At 49.5% G+C, this 18,578-nt stretch carries 17 protein-coding genes; 4 read left to right on the top strand and 13 right to left on the bottom strand.

Annotated elements, in window-relative coordinates:
• Nucleotides 1–13 precede the first annotated feature (13 nt).
• From DU002_RS04955 to DU002_RS04940, 4 genes are all read right to left on the bottom strand, one after another.
• On the bottom strand, nucleotides 14–439 hold the full coding sequence (locus DU002_RS04955; protein ID WP_114337249.1) for a tetratricopeptide repeat protein: 426 nt from the start codon (nucleotides 437–439) through the stop codon (nucleotides 14–16).
• A gap of 177 nt (nucleotides 440–616) precedes the next feature.
• Nucleotides 617–2,038, bottom strand: a complete 1,422-nt coding sequence (locus DU002_RS04950; RefSeq protein WP_114337248.1) for an alanine/glycine:cation symporter family protein — start codon at nucleotides 2,036–2,038, stop codon at nucleotides 617–619.
• Nucleotides 2,039–2,079: 41 nt separating this feature from the next.
• Nucleotides 2,080–2,601 (bottom strand): O-acetyl-ADP-ribose deacetylase, encoded by a 522-nt coding sequence (locus tag DU002_RS04945; protein WP_114337247.1) that lies wholly within the window; start codon nucleotides 2,599–2,601, stop codon nucleotides 2,080–2,082.
• Between the two features lie 43 nt (nucleotides 2,602–2,644).
• Entirely contained in the window at nucleotides 2,645–4,279 is a 1,635-nt protein-coding gene (locus DU002_RS04940) for a response regulator (RefSeq protein ID WP_114337246.1), read from the bottom strand.
• Nucleotides 4,280–4,513: 234 nt separating this feature from the next.
• Between DU002_RS04940 and tal the strand changes: the two genes are divergently transcribed.
• Nucleotides 4,514–5,467, top strand: a complete 954-nt coding sequence (gene tal, locus DU002_RS04935) for a transaldolase (RefSeq protein WP_114337245.1) — start codon at nucleotides 4,514–4,516, stop codon at nucleotides 5,465–5,467.
• An 80-nt stretch (nucleotides 5,468–5,547) separates the two neighbouring features.
• Here the strand turns inward: tal and pgi are convergent, their stop codons facing one another.
• Nucleotides 5,548–7,197 (bottom strand): glucose-6-phosphate isomerase, encoded by a 1,650-nt coding sequence (gene pgi / locus DU002_RS04930; protein WP_114337244.1) that lies wholly within the window; start codon nucleotides 7,195–7,197, stop codon nucleotides 5,548–5,550.
• A 418-nt stretch (nucleotides 7,198–7,615) separates the two neighbouring features.
• Here pgi and DU002_RS04925 point away from each other — a divergent pair, with 418 nt between their 5' ends.
• Entirely contained in the window at nucleotides 7,616–7,789 is a 174-nt protein-coding gene (locus DU002_RS04925) for a DUF3545 family protein (RefSeq protein ID WP_114337243.1), read from the top strand.
• 66 nt (nucleotides 7,790–7,855) lie between these two features.
• Here the strand turns inward: DU002_RS04925 and DU002_RS04920 are convergent, their stop codons facing one another.
• Nucleotides 7,856–8,449, bottom strand: a complete 594-nt coding sequence (locus DU002_RS04920; RefSeq protein ID WP_114337242.1) for a hemerythrin domain-containing protein — start codon at nucleotides 8,447–8,449, stop codon at nucleotides 7,856–7,858.
• Between the two features lie 264 nt (nucleotides 8,450–8,713).
• A complete protein-coding gene (ung, locus tag DU002_RS04915; RefSeq protein WP_114337241.1) occupies nucleotides 8,714–9,379 on the bottom strand; it encodes a uracil-DNA glycosylase in 666 nt (221 codons plus the stop codon).
• Between the two features lie 162 nt (nucleotides 9,380–9,541).
• Between ung and nfo the strand changes: the two genes are divergently transcribed.
• The gene (gene nfo / locus DU002_RS04910; RefSeq protein WP_114337240.1) at nucleotides 9,542–10,393 is read left to right on the top strand and encodes a deoxyribonuclease IV; all 852 of its coding nucleotides are present in this window, start codon (nucleotides 9,542–9,544) and stop codon (nucleotides 10,391–10,393) included.
• Between the two features lie 112 nt (nucleotides 10,394–10,505).
• Nucleotides 10,506–10,889, top strand: a complete 384-nt coding sequence (gene grcA, locus DU002_RS04905; RefSeq protein ID WP_114337239.1) for an autonomous glycyl radical cofactor GrcA — start codon at nucleotides 10,506–10,508, stop codon at nucleotides 10,887–10,889.
• Nucleotides 10,890–11,086: 197 nt separating this feature from the next.
• Here the strand turns inward: grcA and thrC are convergent, their stop codons facing one another.
• The 6 genes from thrC to DU002_RS04875 all read right to left on the bottom strand — a co-directional run bounded on the left by thrC (nucleotide 11,087) and on the right by DU002_RS04875 (nucleotide 18,463).
• Nucleotides 11,087–12,364 carry a threonine synthase gene (thrC, locus tag DU002_RS04900; protein WP_114337238.1) on the bottom strand — a complete coding sequence of 426 codons (1,278 nt, stop codon included), beginning with the start codon at nucleotides 12,362–12,364 and terminating at the stop codon, nucleotides 11,087–11,089.
• The gene (gene thrB, locus DU002_RS04895; RefSeq protein ID WP_114337237.1) at nucleotides 12,361–13,323 is read right to left on the bottom strand and encodes a homoserine kinase; all 963 of its coding nucleotides are present in this window, start codon (nucleotides 13,321–13,323) and stop codon (nucleotides 12,361–12,363) included. Before thrB ends, thrC begins: the two co-directional genes overlap by 4 nt.
• Before the next feature lie 3 nt (nucleotides 13,324–13,326).
• Nucleotides 13,327–15,792 carry a bifunctional aspartate kinase/homoserine dehydrogenase I gene (gene thrA / locus DU002_RS04890; protein ID WP_114337236.1) on the bottom strand — a complete coding sequence of 822 codons (2,466 nt, stop codon included), beginning with the start codon at nucleotides 15,790–15,792 and terminating at the stop codon, nucleotides 13,327–13,329.
• Nucleotides 15,793–16,080: 288 nt separating this feature from the next.
• Nucleotides 16,081–16,836, bottom strand: a complete 756-nt coding sequence (locus DU002_RS04885; protein WP_199405164.1) for an MBL fold metallo-hydrolase — start codon at nucleotides 16,834–16,836, stop codon at nucleotides 16,081–16,083.
• Nucleotides 16,829–17,767, bottom strand: a complete 939-nt coding sequence (locus DU002_RS04880; RefSeq protein ID WP_114337235.1) for a glycosyltransferase family 2 protein — start codon at nucleotides 17,765–17,767, stop codon at nucleotides 16,829–16,831. Before DU002_RS04880 ends, DU002_RS04885 begins: the two co-directional genes overlap by 8 nt.
• Complete coding sequence (locus DU002_RS04875) at nucleotides 17,768–18,463, bottom strand: tRNA/rRNA methyltransferase (RefSeq protein WP_114337234.1); 696 nt, start codon at nucleotides 18,461–18,463, stop codon at nucleotides 17,768–17,770.
• Nucleotides 18,464–18,578 lie beyond the last annotated feature (115 nt).

Genomic DNA, 18,578 nt, shown 5'->3' with positions numbered 1-18,578 from the left:
CCCTTTGTGCTCTCTACGAGCGACTATTTAGCACCACCAGCGCGGATTTCTTATCCAGTTTATCAAGTAAAAAATACGCTTTAGCGTCCCCCTGCTCTGATGCCTGAATAAGCAATGTGAATGCCAGCGAGATATTCGTCTCCAAACCGCCTGCGCCACGCAGATGATATAGCGCTAACGCGCGTTTAGCCGGAGCATACCCCTGCAGCGCTGCGCGCTGATACCAATCATAGGCGGTGTCAAAGTCAGACCAATGATAGAACTGATAACGACCCATCCAATATTGTGCCGCGGCATCACCGCTCTCTAGGCGAGATTGGTTTTGTGCTAAGCAGGTCTGATTCAAGGCCGCACATGACACTTCAAAGTCGTTAGCAGAAACCGCTTGGGCGGTGATTAAAGGCAAAGATGAGAGAAAGAAAAGCACTGTCCTTGTCATATTAAGCTCGCGTATCCGTTCACAAGATAACGTTAATATAGACGATCAGGAAAAAAGCGTTAGTTTTGGCTCTATTTCTGAGCCCCTGTGAGTTTAAAGCTTGGACATTAAAAAGGAGACTAGTCGTCTCCTTTCTTATCCCATCGATCATTGCTCGATACCGCAGCGATGCTCGAACTAGTTTTTATTTTCCCACACACCAGGAGCGATCTGCTTATCCAGCTCAGGGAACTGTTTACGGTCAAACGTTGGCACCTTGCCTTCGCGCTGTTGTTGATGGTAATCCCGCGCCAAGGTGACCACGACCTTCGATAACAGCAAGATCGCGACCAAGTTAATAATCGCCATCAAGCCCATACTGGTATCCGCCAGACTCCACACCAGGTCGCTTTGTGCCAAGGCGCCAAACACCACCATGCCTAGCACGAACAACCGGAACAAGTTCAAACCGGCAAGGTGTTTATGCTCAAGAAACACCAAATTACTTTCAGCATAGGCATAGTTTGCCACGATCGAGGTAAAGGCAAAAAACAGCAAAGCGACGGCAACAAAACCCGCCCCCCAGTTACCAACCAACGAAGAGAGTGCCAGCTGGGTCAACTGCACACCACTCACACCATCGGCACCTGAGGTATCGGCAATCAAAATCACCGCTGCGGTCGCCGTGCATATCACCAGCGTATCGATAAACACCCCTAACATCTGCACATAACCCTGAGATGCCGGATGCGGAGGATAAGGCTCTGCACTGGCCGCCGCATTAGGTGCGCTACCCATACCGGCCTCATTGGAGAACAAGCCGCGCTTGATACCGTTCATCATCGCTGCCATCACGGTATACCCCAATGCCCCGGCACCCGCTTCATGCCAGCCAAATGCACTACCTATGATGTTGCTAAGCACCCGTGGCATTTGATCAATATTAAACAGCACAACACCAAAGGCGATAATGATATAAGCCAACGCCATCACCGGAACGACCAACTCGGCAAACCGAGCGATAGTGCGCATGCCGCCAAAGACAATGAAACCCGCCAAAACAACCATCACCCCCGCACTGACGATTCGAGGCACCTCAAATGCTTGCTCCATCGCCTTGCTAATCTCGTGGGCTTGCACGGCGTTAAATACCAAACCAAAGCAGAGGATCAACGCGATGGCGAACAGTATTCCCATCCACCGCTTACCCAAGCCGGCTTCCATATAGTAGGCAGGACCACCACGATAAAGCCCCTGATCATCTTCCACCTTATAGACCTGAGCTAACGTCGATTCCGCAAAACTGGTGGCCATCCCAATCAATGCAATCAACCACATCCAAAAAACAGCCCCCGGGCCACCAGCAATGATCGCCGTCGCGACGCCGGCTAAGTTACCCGTACCGACACGGGCTGCCAAACTCGTACATAACGCCTGAAATGATGAGATACCGTGGCTGCTGCTCTTGCGTGAATGACGTAAAACGGTAAAGGTATGACCAAAGTGGCGAAACTGAATAAACCCTAAACGCACGGTAAAGAAAATACCTGTTCCGAGTAACAGATAGATCAACAGGTTTCCCCACAACACGCCATTAATAAGGTTAATAAAATCCAGCATTTTTCCTCCATCAGCCACGGACTGATAATAAATGATCTAACTTATTCTGCGCCGCAGTCTGCCAGAACCCGGCTCATCACTTGCTGATCGTTGTCAGCAAAGGCAACCAGAAACACTTTTTCTGGCAAGCCAGCGCCTTGTCGGCGGCACTGCTCAATAGTTTGGATCGCCACCTGAGTTGCTTGCGCCAACGGATATCCATAGATGCCACAACTAATGGCAGGGAAAGCAACGCTCTGCAGTCGGTGTTCGGCCGCCAATGCCATCGCTTGCCGATAGGTGCTGGCTAACAGTTCAGCTTCACCTCGCGTGCCGCCATGCCAAACCGGGCCAACGCAATGAATGATATAGCTAGCAGGCAAGTTAAAACCAGGGGTGATCTTAGCGTCACCAGCAGCGCAACCACCCAACCGACGACATACGGCCAGCAATTCAGGCCCTGCGGCACGATGAATAGCGCCATCAACGCCACCGCCCCCCAACAAACTGGGATTAGCGGCATTGACTATGGCATCAACGGTAAGCTTGGTGATATCTCCAGAGACTATCTGTATTGGAAGCATGGTGGCTTTGTTTACGGAAGGGAATATAGCAAAGCGTAGCAGGTTAGCGCGGAGAACTAAGGACGCTCTCTAACTCCTTCTTGATAGCGTCATAGCGCTTGGCGTTATGCTCAGTCAAAGGCGATTGTTCAATCACAGATTTACAGCGCTTCCCTAGCGCCAAAACTTGTAGCCGAGAGAGCTTTGACGACCAGGCTTTGCTTAAGGCTTGTGCTAAGTTCAGCGCCAAACTGGCGCTGTGAGGCATCATATCAAATGCCTCGATGAAGCAATCCAATGCTTCGCCATACGCACCAATCTGATAGAGCTCCATGCCATCACTATTGAGCTGACGGATCTTGTCATTGAATACCCGCTGCCGCTGTGACTCTCGCTCAACAATCACCCCGAGCGTAGCCGCAGACAGTTCATCATCGGACTTCATCTGCGCTATCTGCGACATCACCTCTTCCGCTTGCTCTGGCTCCCCAGCCCCAAACAAGGCTTTGGCCTTATCCAACTGATCTTCAATATTGTGTAAAGGCTCTGCAATAAGCTGCGGATCCAGCAACACACGAGCGGTTTCGATATCGCCTTTCAACACACTGATACGGGAATTCAAAATCTGATTTTGCGAATCAAGCAACTCACTGTTGAAGCGGCGGCAGGTATCACGTAGCACCTCCTGTGCGCGATTCACACAACGCACAGCCACTAAATCATTACTCTCGATCGCCAGATCGACCAGGCAACGGGCGTAATTAAGGTGATGAAGTGGTGTTTCGTGCACCGAATGCCGGATCCCTTCAACAATTTTCTTATGCGCTTTAACCGCCATCTCTAGCTGATCATTCGCCATCGCTAAATGGGCAATGGCACGTTGACGTTCAATGTTTCTCGGCGAGAGTTTACTGGCTTCGACAAAAAACTCCTGTGCTGCTTCCAGCTGCTTCGCCCTGATAGCTACCCGTCCAAGCCAATCAAACGATTCCACCCGCACTTCGGCTCGCTCTAATAAAGCCTCAAACATCAATTTAGCTTCGCGGATCTGGCCTAAATGAAAGCGCGTGATCGCTAAGCCCAGCATCGCCCAAGGGTGGTCTCGTTCACTCAGCACTTCCGCATACAGGTCAAACGCCCGCTGATAGTGGCCTAATTTAACCAACAGCTCACCGCGCATGCGCATGGCAAAGAGCTTATGCTCTGGCACATTTTTCACAGCAAGGTAGCACTGCTCTGCTGCATCTTCGAGGTTCTCATCACGCAGCGCTTGGTAAACTGAAGCTAATGAATGCTTTTTGATAAATGCACGGGCAAGGCGGCGCCCTAAACTGACGTAGCTAAACGGTTTAATCAGGTAATCATCAGGTTGTAGTTCGATCACCCCATGTACCACCTGGCGGCGATTTTCAGCACTGATCAGAATAAACAGACTTTCCGGCTGGATCAGCGCCCGTTGCTTCAGCTCTTCAAACAACTGATAACCGTCTTTGCCATCACCGAGATTGTAATCGCACAAGACAATATCAAACGGACGGGTTTCACACAGTGCCAGGGCACGCTCACCATTAGCGGCGGTTTGAATATCTTCACAGCCCAAGGTTTGTAGCATCCCTTTGATGGCTGTACGGATTGGTGCGCAGTCATCTACCACCAACAAACGCTGGCGTTTATAAAACTGGTTTGCTACTGCACTCATGCATCCCCATCAATGGCACAACTCAAGCCATTTAAAGCGTAAACGCCCAGGTAATTTAGCATCACCTGATTCTAATCATCCGCCGACAAGTCTATCCAGTTAATCAGATTAACGACACCGATATCATCACACCTTTGTCAAAGGATAAGCATCGGCTATAGTAAGCCTCCGGATGCAGGAGCAACCGGCAGAATAACAATATGAGAAGCTAACGAACAACATTCAGGGAATACCATGGCGAATACACTGCAACAACTCAAAACCATGACCACAGTGGTCGCGGATACCGGTGATATAGACGCGATCGCCCGCAGCCAGCCGCAAGACGCCACCACGAATCCATCATTACTGCTGAAAGCCGTACAGAGCCCTGATTACCAGCCCTATATCGATGATGCTATTGCCTGGGCCAAAGCCCAAAGCACAGATACCACTCAGCAACTGATTGATGCCAGTGACAAGCTCTCCGTCAATGTTGGCCTGGAGATCCTAAAACTGGTACCCGGCCGTATTTCAACGGAAGTGGATGCCCGCCTCTCTTTTGATACTGAGGCAACGCTGGAGAAAGCGCGCAAGTTGATCAAGCTGTACAACGCAGCCGGAATTAGCAATGACCGTATTCTGATTAAGATCGCCGCTACCTGGGAGGGGATCTGTGCCGCCAAGCAGTTGGAGCAGGAAGGGATTAATTGTAACCTGACACTACTATTTAGCTTTGCTCAAGCCCGAGCATGTGCTGAAGCGGGTGCCTTTCTTATCTCGCCTTTTGTTGGCCGTATCCTCGACTGGTATAAAGCGAATACGGACAAGAAAGAGTACAGCGCTGCTGAAGATCCTGGCGTGCAGTCTGTCACCGCCATTTATGACTATTACAAACAACATGGTTATCAAACCGTGGTGATGGGAGCCAGCTTTCGCAACAGTGGCGAGATCATTGAACTGGCCGGATGCGATCGACTGACGATCAGTCCAGGACTACTAGAAGAGTTAAGCCAAGCCAACACAAGCATCGTGCGGAAGCTAAATTCCCCAACCCAACTTAAGCCAAAACCTGCGCCGCTAACTGAAGCGGAGTTTCGCTGGCAGCTCAACCAAGATGCCATGGCTACTGAGAAGCTGGCCGAAGGGATCCGTAACTTTGCCGCAGACCAACTGAAGCTAGAAGCCATTTTGGACAAACAGCTATAGCAGCCTTAGCTCGCTTTCCTTTACTGCAAACACAAAAAAGGCCGCAAATGCGGCCTTTTTTCTAGCAATCATCGCGCTAACTATTTCGCCATCGCTTTATAAGCGTTGATCAAACCGTTAGTAGAGCTGTCATGGCTGCTTACTGCATCATCGTTAGTCAGTTCAGGCAGGATCTGGTTAGCTAACTGCTTACCAAGCTCTACGCCCCACTGGTCAAAGCTGAAGATATTCCAGATAACGCCTTGGGCAAAAATCTTGTGCTCGTAGAACGCAAGTAATTGACCCAGGGTACGTGCGTCTAACTGTTTAAACAGCATGCTGTTAGTCGGACGGTTACCCAAGAACACTTTATGCGGTGCCAATTCAGCGATCTCAGCGTCGGATTTGCCTGCCGCTTTCAACTCAGCTTCCACGGTGGCACGATCTTTACCAAACGCCAACGCTTCAGTTTGCGCAAAGAAGTTAGCCAACAGCTTCGGATGATGATCACCAATCGGATTGTGGCTCACGGCTGGTGCCAGAAAATCACAAGGGATAAGTTTGGTGCCCTGGTGGATAAGCTGGTAAAACGCATGCTGACCATTGGTACCCGGCTCACCCCAAATAATTGGGCCAGTTTGATAATCTACCGCTTCACCATCACGGGTAACATACTTGCCGTTACTTTCCATGTTGCCCTGCTGGAAGTACGCAGAAAAGCGATGCATGTACTGGTCATAAGGCAAAATAGCTTCACTATCGGCACCAAAGAAGTTGCCATACCAAAGACCAACTAGCGCCATCAGTACAGGCACATTTTTGTCCATCTCTGCGGTAGCAAAATGTTGGTCAACATCGTGAGCGCCCTGGAGCAACTGTTCGAAGTTGTCGTAACCAACGGTCAACGCAATGGATAGGCCAATCGCTGACCACAAGGAATAACGACCACCAACCCAGTCCCAAAACTCAAACATATTGGCGCTATCGATACCGAACGCTTCTACTGACTTCTGGTTGGTAGACAAAGCAGCGAAGTGCTTAGCGACATGCGCTTCATCACCGGCTGCCTTCAAGAACCAATCGCGCGCACTGTGGGCGTTGGTCATGGTTTCTTGAGTAGTAAATGTCTTCGATGCAATCAAGAAAAGGGTCGTTTCTGGATCCACTTTCTTTAATGTTTCAACAATATGAGTGCCGTCGACGTTGGAAACAAAGTGTGGCGTGATCCCTTTCCAATATGGCTTAAGCGCTTCAGTCACCATCACCGGGCCAAGATCTGAACCGCCGATGCCGATATTAACCACATCAGTGATCGCCTTACCGGTATACCCTTTCCACTCACCTGAATGCACTTTCTCGCAGAAAGCTTTCATCTTCGCCAGCTCTTTATTCACGGCTGGCATGACATCTTCGCCATCAACTAATACTGGTGTATTGCTGCGGTTACGCAGGGCGACGTGCAGTACTGCACGCCCTTCCGTGGCATTGATCTCATCGCCGGCAAACATCTTGTCGATCGCATCTTTCAGCTCTGTTTGCTCAGCTAACGCCAACAACTTGGTCAGCGTCTCTTCGGTAAGCAAATTCTTCGAATAGTCGAAAAGGATGTCGTGAAATTGTAGTGAAAATTTGTCAAAACGAGCCGCATCATTTGCAAACAAGGCTGCAATGTCAGTTTTCTTCATCTGCTCAGCGTGGTCGCTAAGCGCCTTCCATGCTGCGGTTTGAGTCGGGTTTATTGCCTGAAGCATAGGTGCTCCTTTCCAGTGAAAGTCTTGAGATCAGTTCCGGTCACGCACGCCATAGGCGAGCGCATTCAATTCATTCGGGCTAACAAGTGTTGCGCGAGGGCAAGTCGCTATCAATATAGCTTGTCACTGAGTTTGTGCTAGCGAACCCAATGGTGCCCTTAGCTCCCCAAAAACCTTGTTCTAAGGAGACGGTGAAAGATAACACAACTGACGAAGAACGGAATTGATCGTTGTTAAACAACAAAGTGGCGCACAAAGCACAGAGGCGTTAGGCATTCAGAGATAAACAACGGGATCTGACAAGTGAAAATAACCAAAGAAAGTGTGACGCAATAACAAAAGCGCAACATCATCGTTTTATTTTTAACCTGGTTATGATATCACCGTAATTGCCAACAATATAAAACCGGAGGTAAGCATGGAGCGTTTAGCATTAGAAGTTGCCGGACAAGAGCGCGGGCCTAAGGGGAGCAGACAAAAAAAACGTAAATGGCGTGAAATCGAATCTATTCAAGAGCGTTTCAGGTTAAAGAAAGAGTTGCAAGATATTGATTGGGCACATGATTTAGAGTTAGATGACTTAGAAATATAAAAAAAGCCCCGGATTCTGTCCGGGGCTTTTTATTTCATCCAAATTGCTTAATATCAGGCGATAAGCCTAAACGCTAACACACTCATTTCGGGTCTGTAGACGCTTGGCTAGATCTTTGTATTGCTCTGCTACTTGTTGTCCAAACAATGGATCAAGGCGCTGTGCCGTCGCTTTCGCCTCTTCAAGAGTAGCTCCGGGGCATACCGGGAATTTGTCTGCTACCGCCTGCCAATCATCTTTAGTCATCACCGCTGCTAGTTCTGGCAGAATATGTTGCTCTTCATAATCCATATGCGCTTGTTGCATCGCGATAAACTCGCCGAGCTTATCGGCGAATTGATCCAGAGGGATGACGCAATCATTGAGGATCATATCAAGCATGGTGCGCAGTTCATCGGTATTCAATTCCAGCTTTTTATGCTCAACCGACAACTTATTCCCTTCACTGCTCTGTTGGCATTTATGGGTGAGGTAGTAGTCATAGACCACGTCTTCCACTTTATGGTGATACTTGTCAGCGTACTCCTGCATGTAATCCACCACATCCCGGATCAGGCTGTAATTGACTTCCCCCTTCTCTACCAATGCGGCATGACGCTCTCTCAGCAACTGGATTAGTATTGCCAAGTTCTTATGGTCATTGTGTATTAGTTCGAGCATAGGACCTCTCCCGATGGTCTAAATGGTTGATTTATATAAGCCATGAGTTAAAAGCTGAACAACCAGTATAAGCAGCTCATCCCCACGAGGTGAGTACCTGTTATAAAATTGTGACCGACATCTGAGTCATATGTTCCCATCATAGCCCGAGGAAAGTGACACATTTTTGACCAAAACTAATAGAACTCATTGAATAGGCAGACGTTCTAGCGATCTGCTTCACAAAATATTCATTTCAGTCATGAATCCCCTATTTTTGACCCACTACACCTGCCACTGAATGGGATTTTTACCGAGAGCGACAAGGCGGTCATTGGCCTGAGAAAAATGGCCACAGCCAAAAAAACCCCGGTGAGCAGACAGTGGTGATGGATGCGGCGCCTCAAGTACGGTATGACGTTGGCGATCAATCATCCGGCCTTTCTTCTGGGCATGCGCCCCCCACAACATGAAAACGATGTCTTGCTGATGCTGATTAATTTTAGCGATCACTGCGTCGGTAAATGTCTCCCAGCCGAACTTGGCATGGGAGTGGGCTTTGCCAGCTTCCACCGTCAGCACAGTATTAAGCAACAACACCCCTTGCTCAGCCCACGGGCGAAGATTGCCATGTGTGGGGATCTGAAAACCCGAAACATCATTGGCTAACTCTTTATAGATATTCTTTAACGAAGGGGGCGGAGTAACCCCATGTTGCACAGAAAAACAGAGGCCATGAGCTTGAGCTGGGCCGTGGTATGGGTCCTGCCCCAAGATCACCACCTTTAATTGCTCTAGTCCAGTCGCTTGAAAGGCTTCGAAAACTTGCTCATGGGGTGGATAGACAGTGACACCAGATCGCCTTGCGTGCTCCACCGCCTGCAAGGTCTGCTGGAAATAGGCCTGCTGTTTCTCTTGTTCGATTAACTCCTGCCAGCTCGCGAAACCCACGTTAGTCACCCTAGTATATAAATTTGTGTGCCAGAGTAACTAAGCCAAAGCGATGCAACAACACTAATCAGGGCCAAACAATCCCGCTGACAGCCGCTTGTTTGTCTAAGCAAGGAGGTTACACTGTCGCTCAATCATTATCAGAACCTAGAGAAGCTCGCCATGAAGTTTATTGGTGCCCATGTTAGTGCCTCGGGTGGCGTACAAAACGCCCCCCTCAACGCCGAAAAAATTGGTGCGAACGCATTCGCCCTATTTACCAAAAATCAGCGCCGCTGGGACGCCAAACCGCTGGAACAAAAAAACATTGAGCAGTTTAAAATTAACTGCGACAAAGCCAACATCAAAAGTGATCAGATCCTGCCCCATGATAGCTATCTGATTAATCTGGGACACCCAGAAGCAGCAGGCCTTGAACGTAGCCGCGCTGCTTTTATTGACGAGATGCAGCGTTGCGAACAGCTGGGCTTATCACTGCTTAATTTCCATCCTGGCAGTCATCTGAAGAAAATTTCCGTCACCGAATGTTTAAGCCGCATTGCTGAATCGATCAATATCGCTCTAGATCAGACGCAAGGCGTCTGCGCCGTGATCGAAAATACCGCCGGCCAAGGCAGCAATCTTGGCCATAGCTTTGAGCAGTTGGCCGAAATTATCGCGCAGGTAGAAGATAAATCTCGCGTCGGTATCTGTCTCGATACCTGCCACAGCTTTGCTGCGGGCTATGACTTAACCAGTCATGAAGCTTGTGAAAAAACATTTCAACAGTTTGAACAGGTCGTTGGCTTTCAGTACTTGCGCGCTATGCACCTCAATGACTCTAAGAACCCGCTAGGCAGCCGTGTTGACCGCCACCATAGTCTGGGCATGGGCACCATAGGTAACGCTGTATGGGAGTACATCATGCCAGATACTCGCTTTGATAATATTCCGTTAGTCTTGGAAACCATTGATGAAACGCTGTGGCCGGCAGAGATCCAGTATCTACGCAGCCTGATAAAAAAAGCTGCATAACACCCTGATCCAGCACTTTCATTGCGCTGGATCAATTTTCAGATACCTCTTTCGTGATACAAATCAATTCAGAATTTGAAATCCTTTTTTTAACTCTTTTGAGGGTAATATTATGACTATCGGTATCCAAATCACTAAAGCCGACAACGACGCCTTGATCAACTCTTTCTGGTTGTTGGATGAAGCAGCAAGCGAAGCACGCTGCCTGTGTGTCAAAGATGACCTGTACGCCGAAGACGAAGTTGTAGCCCTATCTAAGCTAGGCAACATCGAGTACAAAGAAGTGGCAATGGAAATGGCAGCACCTAAAGTTGAAGGTGGCCAGCACTTGAACGTGAACGTACTGAGCCGTGAAACACTGGAAGATGCGATTGCACACCCAGAGAACTACCCACAGCTGACTATCCGCGTATCAGGCTATGCAGTGCGCTTTAACTCACTGACTCCTGAACAGCAGCGTGACGTGATCACTCGTACATTTACAGAAAGCCTGTAATACTCAGGTCGACGTCCACCGACCTTTGTTACCTGTGTAAAAAAACCGCCTGATGGCGGTTTTTTTGTAGCTTGAAACTACCTTAGCCCCAGTGAAGTCACTGATCAGAATGGATTGTAGGCGTCAGTTATCCCCATTAAAAAAGGCAGCCTTGATTGGCTGCCTTTTGCTGAACTATCACTAAAGCGAAGTTAGCACTACAAACTCATCAGCTTTGCGCGAACCAAGCTGAAATCAGCAGCAATAGTCTCTGATAACAATGGTTTCTCTGCGGCGTCAGCCAGTGGCTTAGGTAGTGGCAGATCCATAGACAGTGCTTCATCGACACTCTCTTTGAACTTAGCTGGATGCGCAGTACACAGGAACAGGCCATATTCTCCTTCCTGCAGTTGCTCATTCAGCACATGATAAGCAATCGCGCCATGGGGCTCGCACAGATATCCTTCGGCGTTCATCGCCTGCAGGGTGCTGACCGTCGTGGCATCATCAATAGCACCATAACCTAATTGGTCCAAGCCCCAACCTTTCACCTTGCACAGCTCTTCAATGCGTGGCCAGTTATTTGGCGCACTCACATCCATGGCGTTGGCCAGAGTCGGGATAGTTTCTTTTGGCGCCCACTCACCCGTTTGCAGATAGCGAGGTACCGTATCGTTAACGTTGGTCGCGGCAATAAAGCGCTTCACCGGTAATCCCATCGCTTTGCCTAACAGGCCAGCAGTCAAATTACCGAAATTGCCGCTAGGCACCGAGATCACCAGATTATCTCTTGCCTCTTTTGGCATCTGCGCCACGGCTTCAAAGTAGTAACAGATCTGCGCCATCAAACGGCTGATATTGATAGAGTTGGCAGAGTTCAGGCCAACAGCTTCACGCAATTCAACATCATCAAAGGCTTGCTTCACCATCGTTTGGCAATCATCGAAAGTACCTTCAACCGCCAAGGTATGGATGTTGTCACCTAGGGTACAGAACAGCGCTTCTTGCAGCTTACTGATCTTACCTTTCGGGTACATCACCAACACATCGATATTATCGATGCCATGGAAAGCATGCGCCACAGCAGCACCAGTGTCGCCTGAGGTAGCAGTTAAGATGGTGATCTTCTGGCCGCCACCGAACTCACGCAGGCACTGAGCCATAAAGCGGCCACCAAAATCTTTAAATGCTAACGTTGGGCCATGGAACAACTCCAACGCTGAGATTTTATCAGTCACTTTTTTAACTGGCGCGGGAAAATGGAACGCCCGGCCAAGCATGCCTTCTAATGCTTCATCTGACAGTTCTTCGCCAATCAATGCGCCAAGGATCACCTTACTACGGCTCACTAGATCCATCGCCAACAGCTCATCGATATTGTCGAAGAAAGGTAAGTCAGCTGGAAAGAACAGACCTTGGTTACGGCCTAAGCCTTGTCTTACTGCTTGTTGAAAACTGACCTGCTCAGAATGGTCTTTGATGTTGTACAAGTTCATGCTGTTTCCTCCAGAACCCGGGTACCCAGGGTGTCGATCTGGCAGACATGACTGAAGCCACGATCGTTTTGAATAAAGTTAGCTTGCATCCACCGATGCATCTGTTCGGCTTTTTCTTTTGAATCGGTAATCACAAACACGCTAGGGCCTGATCCTGAGATACCCACCGCCAAAGCGCCATCTGCCATCATCTGTTCCCGCATAGCATCAAAGCCAGGAATAAGCTGTTTGCGATAAGGTTCTGCCACCACATCACGAATCGATTCGGCAGCCAGCTGGCCATCACCACGATATAACGCGTGGATAAAAGTACCTAAGTAACGTCCATGGTCGATGATATCGGCACGGCTATAATGATTTGGCAAAATAGAACGAGCTTCAGCAGTCGAAATAGAAATACCAGGATAAGCAGAGACAAAATACCAATCTTCAATCACAGGTAAGCTTTCACTGATCCTGCCATCTCGTTCCAGCATCAGCTGGATGCCACCTAAGTAGCATGGCGCGACATTATCATAGTGGATAGATCCGCTAATCTGGCCTTCCAGCTCACCCATCATCGCCAGCAGCTGCGCTTCAGAAAATGGCTTACCGTAATGCTCATTCAGCGCATAAAACGCTGCGACAATAGAGCTGGCACTGGAGCCTAAACCGCTGCCGATAGGCAGGTGCTTTTCCAGCACCATACTCACAGCAACTTCATCGGTACGCCCCATATCGGCCATCGCTTTACGAAAGGCCAAGTAGCAATCGTAGATAATGTTTTGCTTGGGATCCGCCGGTAGTTTGTCAACGAAGCGCCCCACGCACTGCAGAGAAAAATCTCCCGTGGTGCTGCTCTCTATGCTGACGCTGTCCCCCAGCAGGGAGCCATCTATTGGCGATAAGGCCGCCCCTAAAATGTCAAAACCAACGCTTAGATTACCGATAGAGGCCGGTGCATATACATTCAAGCCCATGGCTTAATGCTCCTGTTTCCATGGCAGCGTTCGCAGCACGTCAGAGAACACTCCGGCTGCGGTTACTGCGGCGCCTGCGCCATAGCCGCGAAGGACAAATGGCAGAGGCTGATAATACTCACTGTAAAACGCCAGGGCGTTTTCACCGTCTTTAATGCTGAATAGTGGATGTTCAGGCCCAACCGCTTCAATACCACAACGGCAATTGCCCTCTTCATCAATGGTACCGGCATAACGCAACACTTTGCCTTCATCTTTCAGCTTGGCTAACCAATCGCTAAAGAACGCATCGGCATCTTTAGTACGTGCCATAAAGCTTTCGACATCACCGCTTTGGTCAAAACCAGGCGGTAACGCAGGCTGCACATCAATATCTTCCAGATCGAGTTCCAGACCAACTTCACGCGCCAAAATAAGCAGCTTACGCGCAACATCAGTGCCGGAAAGGTCATCGCGGGCATCCGGCTCGGTAAAGCCATTCTCACGGGCGATAGCGGTGGCTTCTGAGAACGCCATGCCATCGTCCAGTTTGCCGAAGATGTAAGACAGTGAACCCGATAAGATACCGCCAAAGCTTAACAACTGGTCACCTGCATTAAGCAAGCCTTTGAGGTTATCAATCACAGGTAAACCTGCACCAACGTTAGTGTCATAGAGGAACTGACGTTTGCTTTGCAATGCAGCCTGACGCAATGCGCGGTAGTAGTTCATCCCACCCGTATTGGCTTTCTTATTCGCTGTCACCACATGGAACCCGGCTTGCAAATAAGCCAGATAATCATCCGACAAAGACTGACTGCTGGTGCAATCAATTAACACCGGATTGATCAGGTTATTCTCTTTGATAAAGCGCTTAAGCTCATTAAGAGTGAACGGTGCCTTCTCCTGCTCCGCCACCGCTTGCTGCCAGTGATCCAGATCCAAACCATCAGCTGCGAGGGTTAACCCTTTACTGTTTGCGATGCCGCACAGGCGCAAGCCGATATTTTGTTTACGCAGTCGCTCTTGCTGACGTTGCACCTGATTCAGCAGTTCACCGCCGACCGTGCCACACCCCACCAAGAAGGCATCAATATAATGCAGTGTGTCGAAAAAGTTCTCGTGACAGGCGCGGATCGCATGATTACAGCGTTCATCATTAATCACTGCAGACACCGAACGCTCCGACGAGCCCTGAGCAATGGCTGCAACATTCACATTGGCTTGTGCTAACGCGCGGAAGAATTTAGCGGCAACACCACTGTACTTCTTCATCTCGTCACCAACCAGTGAGACGATGGCCAAGCCATCAAGCATCTCAATAGGATCCAGCAATTTGTTTTCAAGTTCCAGATAGAACTCATCTTGCAAGACCTGCCGTGCCAGCTCCGCTTCACTGCTATGGATACAGAAGCTGATGCTGTACTCAGAGGAAGACTGGGTGATCAAAGTAATAGACACACCGGCCTGACTAATGGTGGCAAATACACGGGCGGCCATACCCACCATGCCTTTCATACCAGGACCAGAGACACTCACCATGGTCATGCCACTCAGGTTCGAAATCGCCTTAACTTGCAAGCCTTCGCTGTCACTTTGCGCACTGATCAAGGTGCCTTCAGCAGCAGGATTATGGGTATTTTTGATTAAACAAGGGATATGGAATTGGGCAATGGGTGCGATCGTTTTCGGGTGTAGTACCTTGGCACCAAAATAGGACAGCTCCATCGCTTCTTGGTAGCTAAGGCTTTTTAACAGCTTAGCATCGGGCACCAGGCGCGGATCACAACTGTATACGCCATCCACATCAGTCCAAATTTCACAGCAGGACGCTTTCAGACAAGCAGCCAGTACCGCAGCAGAATAATCCGAACCATTACGCCCCAGCGTAACAATTTCGCCGGCATCATTACCTGCGGTAAAGCCCGGCATCACCAATACGGCATCAGTCGGTAAAGACACTTTGTCAAAACGTGCGGAAGACTGTTCAATATCAACCATCGAAGAGAGGTAGTCGCCCACGCCAACAAACTTCTGCACAGGGTCAATCCCTTCAGCGTTCAAACCCTTCGCTTTAATCAGCTCAATCATGGTGGCGACACTCATACGTTCGCCTTTCACCAAGATCTGCGCTTGAATGTTATCCGGGCACTGCTTCAATAAACTGACGCCACGCAACAGCTCCTTCATCTGCCCCATCTCCTGATGCAGCTTTTGCAGTAGCTGATCGGCAGCGAACCCGGGGAACTCCTCATTCAGGGTGTTAATCAGGTTGGTAAAGGTCGACTCAATACATTCGATGTGCTGTTGGGCATCAACGCCCTGAGATGTCGTTTGTACTGCAGCCACCAGTGCGTTAGTAACTCCTGATGGCGCCGACAACACCAATGCGACCTGCTCTGACTTGAACTTGTCGGCGACTATCGCAGCCACTTGCTGGAAGCGACTGGCTGTTGCCAGTGACGTGCCACCAAACTTAAGTACTCGCATTTCCTACCTCGCCCTTACATTCCTGAAAAATAAAAAGCCCGCGACCTTTTGGGTCCCGGGCTGTGATTCTGTTCTTAGTGCGCAAAAACTCAGCCCGTCTCCCCATGGGTGCGGGTAATGGTGATAATAATGGTGTTGCGCACTGTGCTGCTCATGTTCTGCTTTTATAGCCTTACAAAAGGTGAGTGAGTGTTTTACCAGAAAACGACCTCACATAAAAGTCAAGCATGTGATAAAAATCACCTGAACTGACCAGTGTCTAGAAAAAATGACACTCGAGCACTGTTTTTATGCTGTCACCACATCAGACGCTCGCTCTGCAGGAAGTATCAATCGTTGTCGCGGTCGCAACACATTAAATCCTTCAGCTTCCATTAACGCAGCATCTTTCTCAGCGTAATAATGATAGAGATAAAGCCGTGGCCATAGCCGCGCATCATAGTCGCGCTTTATATCTTCTATTCCTGTGTGGGAGGGGTTAGCAACTAAACCGACATCGTGCAGGATCGGCTCTCCGCCAGCAGCAAGGTGATGCAACACTTCAGGAATAGGTCGCGTATCGGCAGTGAAGAAAAAGCGCCCAGGCAACGACAAGCTAAAACTAAAATCCAATTGATGATGACGCGCAGGAGTTACCCTGAAGTTATGCTGCGCCAGCCAAAACCCGCTATCCACCGCGACTAACTGTAACACTTGCCAGAAGTTCGCCCCCCCTTCAGCCAGTTGCCCTGGGTGATTATCAAACATGCGGGTCAAACGCGGCACAATCGCCGCCGGCACATAGATCCGCGGGGCGGGCTTATCGTTAAAGCAAGCGGCGATAAACAACTTTTCCAGATCCGCCACATGATCCATATGCGGGTGACTGATATACACCGCTTCCGGTAGTTGCTGATACTGGCGCCGATACGCATCAAGCACACCCGCACCACAATCAATCAGCAAAATGGGACGTCCCTCCTGTTCCAGCACAAAGCTGGACGGCAGCAGCTCAGTGGCCCCTGCACTGCCGGCGCCCAATACAACCATCGCCAAATCACTCAATGCATAACTCCTCTGTACCTTGCGGTACATCTTGCGGTACATATTGTTTATCCAATGGATAATGTTTTAACGAAAAGTGTTGATAACTACCTGCAAAGCCGTTTTTAAGTGCTGCATCATAAGCCAGATTAACCCGCTTTTTGTCTCGTAACATCGTTTCGACTATGCGTTTAAACGGCTCACTGCCAAAGCCCATCGCGTCGGAAAGCAGGCGATCCAAACAGTGCTGATAAGCCATATCTGCGCGCTCAGCCGCATTATCGCTGTGGCAAATCGACTGACTGTTGACACGGTATTGATGCAGCGGTTCGCCCCACATAACACAGCCCTTGGCGCGCTCCATGGCACGAAGGTTAAACAGTGTATCCTCGCCTAACTGAACATCACGATGCCATCCCAAACCAACACAGTCACGACGGAATAAAAATATTAGTGGTGTCTTGGTCTGACTATAGCCAGCGGCCGACCATAAACGATATCCCTGATATTGCGGCAACAGAGTGGCCATCAGTTGACCATTCTGTTCATCGACAATATCAACGTTATCGCCAGCTACACCATACTCCATTGCCAGAGGCACCAACGTCGATAACCGAGTAGGATAGTAGAGGTCATCAGCATCCAACGGCGCGATCAACTCCCCTCGCGCTTTCGCTAAGGCCAAATTGCGTGTGTGATTAGGGCCTGAGCCAATCTCTCCAGAGCTAATAAAGTGGATCCTGGGATCGCAGATACCATGGCTGGCAAGCAATTGTTGATAATCCACACCGTCATCAACCACAATCCACTGCTCCCAATGGCTGTAGTCTTGAGCCAACAAACTCTCAACTGCGCGTAACAGTGTGTTCTCGCCGCGAAAAACCGGCGTTATAACTGAAACCAAGGGAGGCTCTGGTCGAGATGGCGTAACGTCGTTCTGAGGATCAACCATCTATGGCAGCGCTTTTTCAATGTCGTTTAATAACGTATGCAGCAGACGAATATCTCTTCCCTCTACCAATCCCAAACGATCATGTAGCCACTCTGACAGTTTTTGATCTTCGCTGTTGAGTAGGCTTTCCTGTAACGTCGCGACACGTTGCTTAAGCGCTTGCCATTCGCCCGAGTCAGTCAGATCGTCCCGCCCTTGCCCTGCACCCGACAATAGCGTTTTTAGGGGTGATAATGCGTACGCATAAACCATGGCAGCCTGCCCCAAATTCAGCGATGGATAAGGTTGCGCAAGGGGAATGCAGCTTAGCAGGTCGGCACGATCAATCAGGGTATTGGGTAATCCCGATTCTTCACAGCCAAACAACAGCGCTACACGTTGGATCGCAGTCGCTTTGGACTCGAGCTGCTGTAGCGTTTGCTGCGGCGACCAATAATCTCTGGCACATCCCCGTCGTCGAGCTGTGGTTGCGATGACAAAGTCACAATCACTCAACGCCAGATCGGCCGATGCAAAGCAACTTGCCTCGGCTAACAGCTCTTCAGCACCATGGGCCACCCATCCAGCTTCGGGATCTTGATGTGCCACACTGTCCACAATACGCAGCTGGGCAAACCCTTGGGTTTTCATCGCTCTAGCCACAGCCCCTACATTGGCGGGCCTCGCTGGTGAAACCAGCACAAAAATCAATTCCATGGTTCAACAACAGTGACCAAATTCATGCCCTATTCTGCCTAGATAGACCAGCTTGCGCCAGCTCGCCTGCACCGACTACACTGAAAACTACAAAACTGGTCTTACCACAAGGTGT

The organism is Corallincola holothuriorum (assembly GCF_003336225.1).
GTDB lineage: Bacteria > Pseudomonadota > Gammaproteobacteria > Enterobacterales > Neiellaceae > Corallincola > Corallincola holothuriorum.
This window is presented reverse-complemented; position numbering and strand designations above follow the sequence as displayed.